At 47.1% G+C, this 13389-nt stretch carries 15 protein-coding genes; 3 read left to right on the top strand and 12 right to left on the bottom strand.

Annotated elements, in window-relative coordinates:
- Positions 1-82: 82 nt before the first annotated feature.
- A complete protein-coding gene (locus BBR47_RS31795) occupies positions 83-217 on the bottom strand; it encodes a hypothetical protein (RefSeq protein WP_269446218.1) in 135 nt (44 codons plus the stop codon).
- A 261-nt stretch (positions 218-478) separates the two neighbouring features.
- Here BBR47_RS31795 and BBR47_RS13360 point away from each other — a divergent pair, with 261 nt between their 5' ends.
- Both BBR47_RS13360 and BBR47_RS13355 read left to right on the top strand, forming a co-directional pair.
- Entirely contained in the window at positions 479-2116 is a 1638-nt protein-coding gene (locus tag BBR47_RS13360) for an ABC transporter substrate-binding protein (protein WP_015890918.1), read from the top strand.
- A gap of 94 nt (positions 2117-2210) precedes the next feature.
- Positions 2211-3593, top strand: a complete 1383-nt coding sequence (locus BBR47_RS13355) for a M14 family zinc carboxypeptidase (protein WP_015890917.1) — start codon at positions 2211-2213, stop codon at positions 3591-3593.
- A gap of 9 nt (positions 3594-3602) precedes the next feature.
- Here the strand turns inward: BBR47_RS13355 and BBR47_RS31790 are convergent, their stop codons facing one another.
- The 10 genes from BBR47_RS31790 to BBR47_RS13310 all read right to left on the bottom strand — a co-directional run bounded on the left by BBR47_RS31790 (position 3603) and on the right by BBR47_RS13310 (position 11459).
- Complete coding sequence (locus BBR47_RS31790) at positions 3603-3725, bottom strand: hypothetical protein (RefSeq protein ID WP_015890916.1); 123 nt, start codon at positions 3723-3725, stop codon at positions 3603-3605.
- A 55-nt stretch (positions 3726-3780) separates the two neighbouring features.
- Positions 3781-5142, bottom strand: a complete 1362-nt coding sequence (locus BBR47_RS13350; protein WP_015890915.1) for a sensor histidine kinase — start codon at positions 5140-5142, stop codon at positions 3781-3783.
- Positions 5143-5149: 7 nt separating this feature from the next.
- Positions 5150-5839, bottom strand: coding sequence for a response regulator transcription factor (locus BBR47_RS13345; protein WP_015890914.1), 690 nt, complete (start codon positions 5837-5839; stop codon positions 5150-5152).
- 11 nt (positions 5840-5850) lie between these two features.
- Positions 5851-6435, bottom strand: a complete 585-nt coding sequence (locus BBR47_RS13340) for a TVP38/TMEM64 family protein (protein WP_015890913.1) — start codon at positions 6433-6435, stop codon at positions 5851-5853.
- Positions 6436-6561: 126 nt separating this feature from the next.
- Positions 6562-7056 carry a GyrI-like domain-containing protein gene (locus BBR47_RS13335; RefSeq protein ID WP_015890912.1) on the bottom strand — a complete coding sequence of 165 codons (495 nt, stop codon included), beginning with the start codon at positions 7054-7056 and terminating at the stop codon, positions 6562-6564.
- An 82-nt stretch (positions 7057-7138) separates the two neighbouring features.
- A complete protein-coding gene (locus tag BBR47_RS13330) occupies positions 7139-8068 on the bottom strand; it encodes a helix-turn-helix transcriptional regulator (RefSeq protein WP_015890911.1) in 930 nt (309 codons plus the stop codon).
- A gap of 376 nt (positions 8069-8444) precedes the next feature.
- Positions 8445-8654 carry a hypothetical protein gene (locus BBR47_RS13325; protein WP_015890910.1) on the bottom strand — a complete coding sequence of 70 codons (210 nt, stop codon included), beginning with the start codon at positions 8652-8654 and terminating at the stop codon, positions 8445-8447.
- A gap of 76 nt (positions 8655-8730) precedes the next feature.
- Entirely contained in the window at positions 8731-9564 is an 834-nt protein-coding gene (eutC, locus tag BBR47_RS13320; RefSeq protein WP_012686291.1) for an ethanolamine ammonia-lyase subunit EutC, read from the bottom strand.
- Between the two features lie 20 nt (positions 9565-9584).
- A complete protein-coding gene (locus tag BBR47_RS13315) occupies positions 9585-10946 on the bottom strand; it encodes an ethanolamine ammonia-lyase subunit EutB (protein WP_012686290.1) in 1362 nt (453 codons plus the stop codon).
- 138 nt (positions 10947-11084) lie between these two features.
- Positions 11085-11459, bottom strand: a complete 375-nt coding sequence (locus BBR47_RS13310; protein ID WP_012686288.1) for a response regulator — start codon at positions 11457-11459, stop codon at positions 11085-11087.
- Between the two features lie 265 nt (positions 11460-11724).
- On the opposite strand from BBR47_RS13310, the gene BBR47_RS13305 reads away from it, so the two are divergent.
- The gene (locus BBR47_RS13305) at positions 11725-12780 is read left to right on the top strand and encodes a bifunctional transcriptional activator/DNA repair enzyme AdaA (RefSeq protein ID WP_012686287.1); all 1056 of its coding nucleotides are present in this window, start codon (positions 11725-11727) and stop codon (positions 12778-12780) included.
- A gap of 85 nt (positions 12781-12865) precedes the next feature.
- On the opposite strand, the gene BBR47_RS13300 is transcribed toward BBR47_RS13305, so the two are convergent.
- The gene (locus BBR47_RS13300; RefSeq protein WP_012686286.1) at positions 12866-13306 is read right to left on the bottom strand and encodes an Rrf2 family transcriptional regulator; all 441 of its coding nucleotides are present in this window, start codon (positions 13304-13306) and stop codon (positions 12866-12868) included.
- Positions 13307-13389: the final 83 nt, after the last annotated feature.

Below are 13389 nucleotides of genomic sequence, written 5' to 3'. Positions count from 1 at the left end.
TTTGTATCAAATATTCAAATTCCCTTCTTATCATAAACGATGTGCAACGAGTGCGATACGGTTTAGACTTACTTTTCGCCCGCTAGCGATCTCCCCGATAAAAACGCTCAAATACGTACGGAAGGTCCTTTTGATCGATGCCCGTGCCGCTGTCCTTCACTTGCGCTCTGGCAAACGTAGCACTCATCGACTCTGTGACTTCTTGAACAACCTCCACGCAGCTCCACTTCTTCACTGCACGATAATGAAATGAGACTGAGCTGGAATTTCAGCATGCGCAGGGAGCTTCTAAAACAAACTCCCTATTCTTTTGAAGAAACATATTGTCGAAAACTAACGATTGAATCTCCTCTTGCTGGAGGTTTTATAATCGGGAGTTAGGGGGGCTGATGCGTTGGATTCATAAAGGAGAAGATATCTTTCAAAAATATGTCGTCATGTAGATTTTTTAAACAATACAGAACAAGGGAGCTGTAACATGGTAAAGAAGAAAAAACAGAGATTTCATGGCATTATTTTAGGATTACTAATTATGATATGTACGTCGTTGGTGGTTGCATGCAGCACACAATCAACCACACCTGAACCAAATCAACAGCCAGAGGCTAACAAACCAAAGACAGGTGGAACCATCACTGTGGCTTACGCAAGTGAAGCAGATACCTTAGATGTTCACAAGTCAGTTGGCAACGATATGGGTGTTACTTGGAATATGGGTGGATCGCTGGTCTACAAGGACCCTGTTACAAAAGAATTCAAACCTAATCTCGCAAGTGAATTCAAGATTTCAGAGGATGGAAAAACGTACACCTTTACCATTCGTTCCGATGTTACGTTTCACGATGGAACACCTCTGACTGCCAAGAGTTTTAAGGATACCTTTGAACGCATTAAGAATCCGAAAACAAAAGCAAAACTGGCGGGAATAGTTATGATGCCGGTGAAGAGCGTCAGTGCCCCTGATGATAAAACCCTCATCCTTGAATTACATGAACCCAATGTGTCGATTCTTGAAGATTTAGGCATTGGTGTAACTCAACCGCTATCCATGAAGGCCATTGAAAAATATGGTGAGGAATATGGACGAAATCCTGTGGGAATGGGTCCATGGAAGTTTGAGAGCTGGAAGGCTGGCGAGGGAGTTACATTGGTTCGCAATGAAGCCTTTAAGTGGGCCATGCCACTCGATGAAAATCAAGGACCGCCAAGACCTGATAAACTGGTGATCAAAACAATTCCAGATAAAAGTGTTATGTTGGCCGCTTTGGAAAACGGAACCATCGATGTTGCATTCGATGTACCCGTAAAAGATATCAAGAAGTATCGAAATAATCCTAAATATCAGGTTTTGGAACTCTTTCGAGCTGGGATACCTCTTAGTTTATATATGAACTTGACAAAACCGGAGTTCCAGGATATCCAAGTCCGAAAAGCATTCCATATGCTGGTTAATAAACAAGCGATGGTCCAGGCGGTTTTGATGGGTGAAGGAGAAGTTGCCCAATCATTTTTATCCCCTTCAACATTGGGGTATGATAAGTCATTGGAAAAATACGGGTACCCATACAATGTGGAAGAAGCAAAGAAGCTCCTTGACGCTGCTGGATGGAAGGTAAACGGAGAAGGCCTGAGAGAAAAGGATGGCAAAGTATTTACCCTTTCCTTTTTGAGTTCGGCTAGGTTTGAGCTGCAAGCTCAGTTGTTGCAAGCTATGCTGGGCGAGGTGGGTATCAAAGCTACCATTCAAAATTTAGAAGAGTCAGCGTTTAGTGATGGACAAATGAAAGGAAATTTTGATGTGACAATGGTTACTTATAGTTACGATGACCCTGATGCTTTATACCAAAGTTTCCACTCTAGCCAAATTGGTGCTGGCTTTAACATAAGTGGTCTAAAAGACGGTAAGCTGGACGCTTTATTAACAAAAGGACGTGCAACCACTGAAACGGAAGCCAGAAAACAGGTATATGTAGATGCCCAAAAACATCTCCTTGAGCAAGCATATGTTGTTCCCATCTATTATGACAAGCTCTTTGTGGTAGTAAGCTCGCGAGTAAAAGGCGTGAAATGGACGTCTTATTCTCCCAATTTCCAAGATAGCTGGGTAGAAAAATAAATGGAGTCTTTACGTCTACGTCAAGAACCTAATTGATACGTTACAGGAATAGCATCTTTTTTAAAATATTGCATCAGACGAGGGGGAATGATCGATGAATTTTCAACATGTGATTGATAAGGTGCCAGACTACAAGGTTTTTCTAACAGTAGATGAAATGGATGAGAGCACCAGAAAGCTGGCCGAAGAGTTTCCTGATGCTGTAACCGTATTTGAGGCGGGAAAGTCCCGCGATGGACACCCCATTCAATGTATCAAAATCGGAGACGGACCCAAAAATGCGCTATGCTTTGCCTGCCCGCATCCTAACGAGCCAATTGGCGCGATGACGATGGAATATCTCTCCCGGGCATTGGCAGAGGACAAGGCTCTGCGCGACGAGCTGGGCTTCACGTGGTACATCATCAAATGTGCTGACCCTGATGGTACGCGACTAAATGAAAATTGGTTTAAAGGGCCATACACTATTTTTAACTACATGAGAAATTACTATAGACCTGTCGGCTACGAGCAGGTGGAATGGACTTTTCCATTTGAATATAAAGAATATCGCTTTGACAAACCATTGCCTGAAACGCAAGTGCTCATGAAAATCATTGACGAGACTAGACCTGAGTTTATGTATTCTCTACACAATGGGGGGTTATGCGGTGCTTATTGGTATATTTCGCACGATTTGCCGGAATTATACGAGGGATTTCACAATTCAGCAAGGAAGGAAGACGTGCCTTTAGATCTCGGAGAACCAGAGACGCCATTTGCGACAGAGTTTGCTCCGGCCATCTTCAGTTTAAACGGGCAAGACGAATACTATGATTATATGGAGAAACATACAGGAAAACCCCCAACACTTGATGTGGGGGCAGACAGCCACACATACGCCTCTTCGAAAGCGGATTGTGTAACATTAATCACCGAGCTGCCCTATTTTTTCGATCCACGAATAGAGGATCAGAGTGACTCAGATATCTCCCGCAGAGAGGCACTTCTGACCGAAGCAGATCAAAGTGAGGCTTTCTTTGAAATGCTGGAGGGACTTTTGGGTGGCATACGGTCCTATATTTCGCAGGATAACCCGTTTTTCAAGTTGATGGACCCCTCTTCCCCGGCACGCAAAGAAAGGAACGAAGCACAGAGAAAATGGGCAATGAGCGATCCTGAATTTGAAAAGCCGGCAAAGGGTTCCCAAGTTTTCAGCAGTTTCGTGGTATCGAAGTTTTATCGAGGATTGAGCTTAGGACTAGCGGTCCGCACTTGCGAATTTGAGCTAGAGCGGCTAGCAAAGGAAGGCTCAAACGACCAAGAGGCAATTACAAAACTGAAAGCAGTGCTGCAAGAAGGGCTTCGCCATTTGCGACAGTATACGGATGAGCTGGAACGAGAACTAAACTATACAGTTATTCCTATTCAGAAATTGGTACGTATTCAGTTGGAAAGTGGTTTACTAGTCTCCAATCACATCAGCAAGAATCGGTAGTCTTGCTGATTAATTCGCCAGCACTTCTATAACGATAACCACCACAATAGCAAACTCTGGATTGTAATAAAAAGTCCCCAGCTTCCAAAACTTGTCGTTGTCGGTAACAACATGCCCGTCGGCCGTTTTCACTCCGCTCCTGCAACCTCCTGCTCATTTTACAGGAGGTTGATTTTATGAATGGAAATTAATTCTGATGCCCCGCCTCATAAAGTTCATATGGTTGCGGCGGAAACAAAATCGTAATGGTCGTACCCTCACCCACACTACTATCCAACGAGATGATTCCCTTGTGTGCCTCCACGATCCCTTTCACAATCGTCAACCCCAAACCTGCTCCACCGCGTTCCCTTGCTCGCGAGCGATCCCCCCGATAAAAACGCTCAAATACGTACGGGAGGTCCTTTTGGTCGATGCCCGTGCCGCTGTCCTTCACTTGCAACCGGACCATTGTACTCGGTTTGTCTACCGTGACGACGACTTCTCCACCCGCTGGCGTATGCTTGCAGGCATTCGTCAACAAATTGGCCACGATTTGCGCCAGTCGCTGCCTGTCCCCTGTGATCCAGACAGCATGATCGCCTTTGAAGTGAAAATTCACTTGCGCACGGGCAAACGTAGCACTCATCGACTCTGTGACTTCTTTGACAACCTCACGCAGTTCCACTTCTTCACTGCGCATTTGCAAGGAGCCCGACTCCACCTGGATCACCTGATCTAAATCGCGGACGAGACGGCTCAAACGCAGTACCTCAGACCTTGTGCTGTCGAGATTTTTGGGTGTTGCTTCCCATATACCGTCGATCATCCCCTCTACCTGCGCTAATAAGGTGTTCAGTGGTGTTCGCAATTCATGGGCAATATCGGAGGTTAGTCGCTTACGCAACTCCTCCTGATGCTCAAGACTTTGGACCAGGTTGTTAAAAGCTGCGACCAATGACGTAACCTCATCCTTGCCACGTGGCTCCGGTACGCGTATGGACAGATTGCCTCTTGCGACTCGTTGCGCTGCGGTGCTCACTTGTACGACAGGGCGCACCATGGTCCGAGCGAGTGGTATGCTGATGATAATGACCAGGATGAGCAGCACAGCCATCGTCCACAACGTCGTGTTTTTATGGGCCCATTGGAAGTGACTTTCCAAGGTCATGTACGCACTCCGATCATCGTGGCTAATCACCAGTTGCCCGATCATGACACCTTTACTGACGAGGGGAATCCTGTCTATACTGTAATTGCTCGTATGGACTGGCCGCTTGCCCCACTCGTTTTTCACTTGTTGCTGTTGATCGAGGAGTGTGATATGCAATCCCAAGACCTCAGAAACCGCTTCCAGCTTATGATAGGCTTCCGCTCCCCAGCCTTGATTGTCCTGATATGCCTCGAGTGCGACACGTGATATTTCTTGGTTATGCTGATTTCTCACCTCATCGGCATACATGGAAAAATGAACATCCATTTCCTTTACGGACAACAACGAAGAAAAAAGAACGGCGCATGCTCCAACTGTCATAATCACAAAGGCGAGCTTTACCCAAATATGCTTCATCGTTGCCTCACTTCTTCATGGGATCGTCAAAGCGATAGCCCAATCCATACACCGTCTTGATATACTCAGGTTGCTTCGGGTCTGCCTCTATCTTTTGGCGAAGATTTTTGATATGCGTATCAATGGTTCTATCGTATCCCTCAAAATCAAAGCCCATGACCTCACGCACGAGCTCCTCCCTGCCCCACGTTCTCCCCGGATAACGGACAAGAGTGGTGAGCAAGCGGTATTCATTCGGCGTAACCTCCAGAGCGACTCCATTTTTCGTGACTCTCTTCTCATTCATCGATATGGTCAAATCGCCCACTTCAACAAAATCGGAGAGTGTAGAATAATCGCCCGCACGACGCATGACGGCTCGAACACGCGCGACAAGTTCTCTCGGGCTAAAAGGCTTGATCAAATAATCATCAGCACCAATCGTAAGCCCGCGAATCCGATCCGCCTCTCCACTTTTCGCCGTTAGCATCAAAATCGGGACACGCGACTCTTTGCGAATTTGGACGCAGACTTCTTCCCCACTCAAATCAGGAAGCATCAGATCCAAAATGATGCAGGTCAATGAAATCGTCGTGGCCATTTCCACTGCTTCCTTGCCTGTTTGGGCGGTCAGGACATGATAGCCTTCCTTTTGCAGATAGGAGGACAATATTTCTAAAATTTGCGGCTCATCATCGACTAGCAAAATGGTAGACATAAGAATCCTCCCTACTCTTCTTGTGTTTGAGCCTTTCCTTTTTTCCAGAAAAGGAAAAAGACGAGAGCGCCTGCCAGCAAGGCAACGAGCAACCGAAACTTGTTTTCACCAAAAGTAATCAGATCATGCCCGACGAATGTTTCAAAAACCATCGACGGCACTTTTCCCAGGAAGGTCGCCACCAAAAATTGCCCGAAGGTGATATTCGTCATAGCCGCGCCTAAATTGATTACACCCGAAGGCATCAGCGGATTGATCCGGAGCAAAACGATGGCAAGGCACTTGCGAAAACTCGTCGTTCCATTGATGGTATGTACCCATTTGAATGATTTCAGCTTTTCGCTTCGATCTGCTTTTTTGATCGTGTAGCGGTACAGAAAGAAGGCTATGCAAGCACCAACCACCTCTCCCGTTAAGGAAATCAAGAACCCTCCGTACAAGCCAAACACGACTGCGTTCGCACCCGATAAAAAAATGGACGGCAATACACCCGCCACACTGATCACGATGTTCAATAAAATACTACCGACAATCCCCAGCATCCCCAAAGAGCGAATCCACTCTGCCAGGGCTTCTATATTGGTTATCCAATCCATTCGTCTGTATGACTCCCCTCTGCCACTCTCCCTCTAGAGTAAACGAAACTTGTGAAGAAATCATGGAAAAAAGCAAAACAGTCGTAGCCTGATCGACTACGACTGCTTGTATAATTGAATGCCTCTTTATTCTTCAGCGATCGCGATGTACAAATCCACTTGCGCGTTGTTGGGATCAGCACAGCGCACTCCGTCATATCGTTCGAAATCTCCGGTAAATGTCCGCTTGTTCCCCGGTTGATGGGACCACTCCCACACCTTCGCCCAGGCCTCCATCACAACCTCTACCATCGGGCCAACGCGAGTCGTAAATACAGCGTAAGTAGAAGCCGGCAGGGTCTTGACTGTAACCTCAGCAGGAAGCTCACCGTTTTTTTCTACAACGGTTCCCACTAACAAGGAGTACTCGCCTGTCTCGTCACTGTCGTAATCGGAATACACCCCCAGAACCACACCCGGTTCTTTTTGATGGGGAGTTTTGATGGGATGCTCTTCTTGATAATAGCGCTGCCACAGTCCCCCAATTTTCCCGTTCGGTCCGCCTTCCGCCTCATTGGTTGTCCGAATATGCAAGCCTGCTACACGCATTTCATCCAGTTTGACGATCGTTGGGTTCATCATTAACCACGCTCCTGTAAGAGTTTGTTTACATGACTTAGTATAACGACCATACCCTGACAACTATCTGTCAACGTTCCAACGTTTATTCATAAAGTTTCGCCATTCTTTTTACCGTATCCCCCATTCGCTGTCTTACATAGGAAGGCTCATGTACACACAAGGCATCGCCAAAGCTAAGCAGCATCCCGTTTAACCATTCGTCGTCTGTCATGTTCGTTCGTACCAGCAATGAGCCATCCTGCATGGTCTCTATCGTTTCTGGCGCAAACATATCCCGTACCCTTACATGTACACGCTGCGCAAATTCGAGGACAAGAGAAATACGCTCTGCCGTGTCCCATTCTTCGAGCCATTCCAGTTTATCTATTTGATTGGGGCGAGGGGAAAACTCCTCTGTCAGCACGGACATGTCTGCAATCCGCGACAAGCGAAACAGACGATCCTCCTGGCGTTGTAAACAATAGCCATAAATGTACCACACATAACCTTTGATAATCAGTGTGACAGGCTCAATGGTGCGCTCTGTCGCATCTCCTTGTATTTTCGTATATATGATCCGCACACGAAGTCTTTTCTCGATGGCTTCCCGCAGCTTGTTTACTTTTTCGGCGATTGCCGGTGTACTGCCCCATGGATTAAAGTCGTAAACAACAGGATGTGCACTTCCTTGAAGAGAGGATGGTGCAGTGGTGAGCAACGCTTTTATTTTTTCCAGAAGCTGTCCGATTTGCTTGTCGTCTGTGGAAGAATGAACCCCTTTTAGCGCAGCAATAACCGCGACTAGCTCGTCCAAGGATAAGTATTGTCGATCGATCGTAAAATTCTCCATGATCTCGTATCCGCCGCTTACCCCGGGGTACGCTACGATTGGAATTCCCGCTGCGTTAATGGTTTCCAAATCCCGATAGACTGTACGCAAGGATACTTCGAAGTGGTCAGATAGTTCACGGGCGCTCACACGGCGCTTGTTCAACAGCATGATGACAATAGCGAGTAGCCGTTCTACCTTCATGATTGGCCCCCTTTTCTTTTGAGTCGACATAGTGGTGGAGAAGAAAAAGCACAGGTCTCTTCGACTCTGACACGCCAGCAGGGGGATTCACTGGACGTCTCCTCTACAAAAAGGGGACCGTCGAGCCAAAGCCACCCTACGGGCGGAAGTTTCTCAGAGGAGAAGTGTTCGACAAGCGTGGCCCCCTTTTTGAAGTTCCGACTAAGTAGGCGTTGTCAAGGTCTGCGAGCCCTGTGCTTTTTCTTCTCGCCAGCTTAGTTGGTTCATCGATGGCTTTTAAAAATTTGAAGATCATTCCCGTATGAATGATCATACAAAAAAGGAATCTGCAGCCTAAAGTTGCTGCACATTCCCTTTTGCTTTGCTTCATACGAAGCTATACGCCCATACGTCTGCGTTGATTGTTTGGTTTTTTGGTGAGCTGGCTTTTCATTGATTGATTTTGCGCCTTTTGATTCATTGGGTTATTAGCCTGTGCTTGCGCTTGTTTCTTTTCTGCCATTTTGCGCTTCATTGCCTCTTGCAGGCTGATTTTTCCAGGCTTTTGTTCAGTGGTATTTTTTTCGTTTTGGTTTGGCTCCGTCATGCTTAGCAACTCCTCATAGAAATTGGTTATCTTCTATGTATTCTAGTGCAAGACAGGAGGAAGCGCCAGTGGGAATCTACCCGTTAATCGCCCGAAGCTGTGATAATTTAACACCACTCGCCTGGTACATCAAAATTTCCTCCAAAAGTTCTGCAAGGTAAGCACCCGCTTCAATCGGTAGCGTGCCACCCTTATGAATATTAGAAATAACCGTACGATCTGATTCTACCGTATTGGCATCCGGTTTGTAAATCATGTAAGCACTGAGACTTTCTGCCGTCGCAAGTCCCGGTCTTTCTCCGATCAAGGAAATGACGACCTTGCAATTGACGATGGAAGCGACCTGATCCTGAATCCAAACGCGACCTTTGTTAATGAAAACTGGTTTTCCTACACTGACGTTTCTCATGGAAAGACCTTGGATTAACGCAGGCAGCAAGTCTGGGATTGTCGCCTCACACGCTGAGGTGCTCAGTCCGTCCGAGATGACAATTTGCACGTCTTTGTTTTTATCCCCATGCTGCTCCAGCCAACGCGCTGACTCATCCGATAGCATCCGTCCGGAGTCGAGGTTCATTAAATACTCCTCCATGCTTGTCGCTCTTGAATGGAGGACAGGCAGTTGCAGACTCTCGATCAGCTCTGGACTGATCGTTTTCATAACCGCATCGCGTGCTGCTGCCTGATCAATCCGAAATTGGAGGTAGCTTCCCGTCTTCATCCGGGTACCCGCCCGCCCGATTCCGATGCGAGCAGGCGTTCGTTTCATCGCTTGCTCCAATGCTTCTGGATTGTTTGGATTCTTGACCCCGCATTGCTTTTGCTCAGGAAAATGAATCACTCCTTGGCCTTTTTTGGACAGCTCATCGATTACACGCTGGACCAAGTCTTCCATATTGATCTGTTTCACCTTGCTTCCCTCCCCACTCGTTAGTCAAAAATGGTTAAATCGCCTGCGCGCTCTGTCAAACGACCATTTTCCATAAGGCCCATTTTTTCCATCCATTTCTCAAATTCCCGGAGAGGTCGCAGTCCCAAGAGCTCGCGGTAGCTGGCGTCATCGTGGTAGCTCGTGTCTTGGTAACTGAGCATGACATCGTCCCCACCTGGTACGCCCATATAAAAATTCGCCCCTGCCAAGGTCGTCAGCATCCCTGCAATCTCCTGGTCATTCTGATCCGCGTACATGTGGTTCGTATAAGTCGGAGCGATTCCCATCGGCAAACCATGCAGCTTACCCATGAACAAGTCCTCCAGATCGGCACGAATCATCTGTCTGCCATCATAAAGTGTTTCTGGTCCGATAAAGCCAGAGACGTTATTGACCATGAATGGCTTCCAGTGACGGCAAAAACCGTACGTACGCGCTTCCAGCGTCTGCATATCGACGCCTTCATGAGAGTCCAGCGACACTTCGGAGCCTTGCCCTGTCTCAAAATACATGACGTTTGGTCCCGACGCTGTGCCTTTTCGGAGCATCAACTCCATTGCCTCATCCAAAATCTCTTTATTTACACCAAACGCATCATTCGCGCGTTGTGAACCTGCCAGACTTTGGAACATCAGGGAAATGGGCGCTCCGCCGCGAAGAGCCTGCATCTGTGTCGTAATATGGGCCAGCACGCAATTTTGTGTAGGGATTTCCCACTTTTGCATGAAATCATGTGTCATTTTCAAGAGCTTGGTAACGCTTTCAACGGAGTCGTTATTCGGGTTAATTCCAATGACGGCGTCGCCAGATCCATAGGACAAGCCTTCCTTCATCGAAGCCAAAATACCATCGGGATCATCGATTGGGTGATTCGGCTGACAGCGGAACGCCAGTCTTCCCGGCTCGCCAATCAGTGTATTGCAGTAGGCTTGATGCTTCATTTTTTGGGAAGCCATGACTAGGTCAATGCTGGACATCAGCTTGGCCGTAGCGGAAATCATCTCGCTGGTCAGCCCACGACTAATTCGTGTCAGCTCAGGCATTCCTGTGGAAAACGACAAGATGTACTCCCGTAGCTCCCCTACTGTCCAATTTTTGATCTCTTCGTAAATAGAGAGATTGATATCATCATAAATGATCCGTGTCACTTCGTCCTTTTCGTACGGTATGACCGGATTTTCATATAAATCACGAAGTTGCATTTCGCTTAATACGACTTTGGCCGCCATCCGCTCCAGTGCGGAATTAGCTGCTAGTTTACTCATGTGATCGCCAGACTTTTCTTCACTTGCTTTTGCCAATACATCACGAACCGAAGTAAACTGGTAATGCTGTTTACGTACAACGCAAGCCAATTTCATCTCTAGCTTCACTCACTTTCTTTTCAACTTTCCGTAAACTCTATCTCATGGAACGAAAAAAGCGCTTCGAAACAAAAGACGAAATGCTCGCCTTGGTCCAAGCGCCGTTGCTCTTCCTATCGATTCACTTTTTTGCGTTCATTGTTTGCTTGTAAGCACGAACTCCACTGCCGGTAGCAGTTCTTCTTCCATGACGGGTTTGACCAGATAGGCACATATCCCTTTCGCTTTGGCTTGCATGACCATGTCCTTTTGACTGTAAGCAGTCAAGAGAAGGATCGCTGCGTCCGAATGCTCTCGGATAATCCCAGTCGCTGTCAAACCGTCCATAATTGGCATTTTCACATCCATAATAATCAGATGCGGGTTCCACATTTGCGTCAATCGAACGGCCTCTTTGCCGTTTTTTCCTTCAGCTACGACGTTATATCCCTGCTCTTGCAACATCTCAACCAGGTCCATACGCGTTATGGGGTCGTCGTCTATGATGATGACTCGATAATGCTGACGCAATACTCCACCTCCCGATCACCAGTGAACGGACGTGCCAACTACTCATCATTTCCATACGCAACCGACGCCGTTGTCGGTTTATCGCATATTTCTGAATACGTTTATTATATCTATATTTTCAGGCTAATTCCAGCTTAAATCCAACCCACCCTTCTCCCTTGCTACCTCCTAGTGAAGGTACGAGAAAAAATCAATGTACGATTTTCGGCTGCAGCTATTTTGGGTGAGCGATAAAATGAAAACATAACGATGAAGGGGGAACCGAATGATAACGGCCGAGATGAAGTCCGAGTATTATCAGGCGTTACTGGATAAAAATTCAGAATATGAAGGTGTCTTTTTTGTTGGAGTCAAAACCACTGGCGTATTTTGTCGCCCGACGTGTCCAGCAAGAAAACCTAAGTTTATAAATTGTGAGTTTTTTGATCATGCCAAACAAGCACTTTTGGCCTCATTCCGGCCCTGCCAGCGCTGCCGTCCACTTTCACATCCCAATCATGTTTCAGAGCTCGTGCGTTTGCTAGTAAACGCTGTAGAAGAAAACCCCGAGCAGCGCTGGACCGAAAATGACTTTCAAAGATTATCCGTGGATGCTGCAACAGCGCGGCGCCAATTCAAAAAGCGTTTTGGCATGACGTTCGTCGAATATGCAAGGGCGCGACGTATGGGGATTGCACTGAAAGAAATCAGAGAAGGAAAAGCCGTCATCGATGCCCAGCTATCCACCGGCTACGAGTCTAGTAGTGGTTTTCGAGACGCATTTTCACGAATTATGGGGGCAGCACCTACTCTACTTGGCGATCATCAAGTCTTAAAGGCATCGTGGCTGGATACGCGACTCGGTCCCATGATCGCCATTGCAGATGAAGAAGCTCTCTATCTCCTTGAATTCATTGACCGCCGTGGCTTGGAACGAGAAGTTGAACGGCTTAGACAAAGAACGAAGTCAGCGATTATCCCTGGTTCTACAGCACCTATCCGTTCGATTGAACGTGAGTTAGAGGAGTATTTTGACGGAGGGCGAACACAATTTGCAACGCCTTTGTTTTTGTGCGGATCGCCTTTTCAAAGAATGGTCTGGGAGCATTTGCAAACGATTCCTCCGGGGCATACTTCATCCTATTCCGATGTTGCAGCAGCTATTGGGAAACCAAGCGCCTTTCGTGCAGTCGCGCAGGCAAATGGTGCGAATCAGTTAGCGATTGTCATTCCTTGCCACCGGGTCATCAACTCCAATGGTGATCTGGGAGGTTACGGAGGAGGACTTTCGCGCAAACGCTGGCTGCTCCATCATGAAAAAGAAACATCCCACCTCCTTTAACCCGAATTCGTGAAACATCTGGAAAATGGATGTGGGCACTCCTTCCTCGCAAAAATGCCCTCGCTTATGCAAGGGCATTTTGTTCTTACTGCGCTTTTTCGGTTATTTTTTGACGAAGGTTATCTACGAGCTCGGACATTTTCACTCCGCCCAAAATCTCCTCCATGGCATGCTGCGCACGGGTCAAAATCAACTCCAGCACAAACTGTATATTCGCTCCCACTGGACAATCGGGGTTCGGCTGCTCATGGATGTGAAAAAGTTGCCCTTCTTCCACGACATCGACTGCACGGTAAATTTCAAGAAGCGTGATTTGATCCAATTCCTTGGCGAGAGAAGCCCCGCCAGCTCCGGCACGTACGTTCACGAGCCCAGCCTTCTTCAACAGCCCCAGCACACGTCGGATCACGACCGGATTTGTATTCACACTACCTGCGATCCATTCGGAAGTGCAATGCGAATTCGAATCAATGGAAAGCAGTGATAAAATGTGAACCGCAATGGAGAAACGGCTGCTGATTTTCATACGTTGTCACCCTTTCGTTGTAATGATTATAGTTACACCGAATACAAGAAGTCAAGTTAACCATACCGTCACATTTCATCACG

Source organism: Brevibacillus brevis NBRC 100599, from assembly GCF_000010165.1.
In the GTDB taxonomy this organism is placed as follows: domain Bacteria; phylum Bacillota; class Bacilli; order Brevibacillales; family Brevibacillaceae; genus Brevibacillus; species Brevibacillus brevis_D.
The sequence above is the reverse complement of the archived record's forward strand: the minus strand, read 5'-3'. Positions and strand labels throughout refer to the sequence as shown.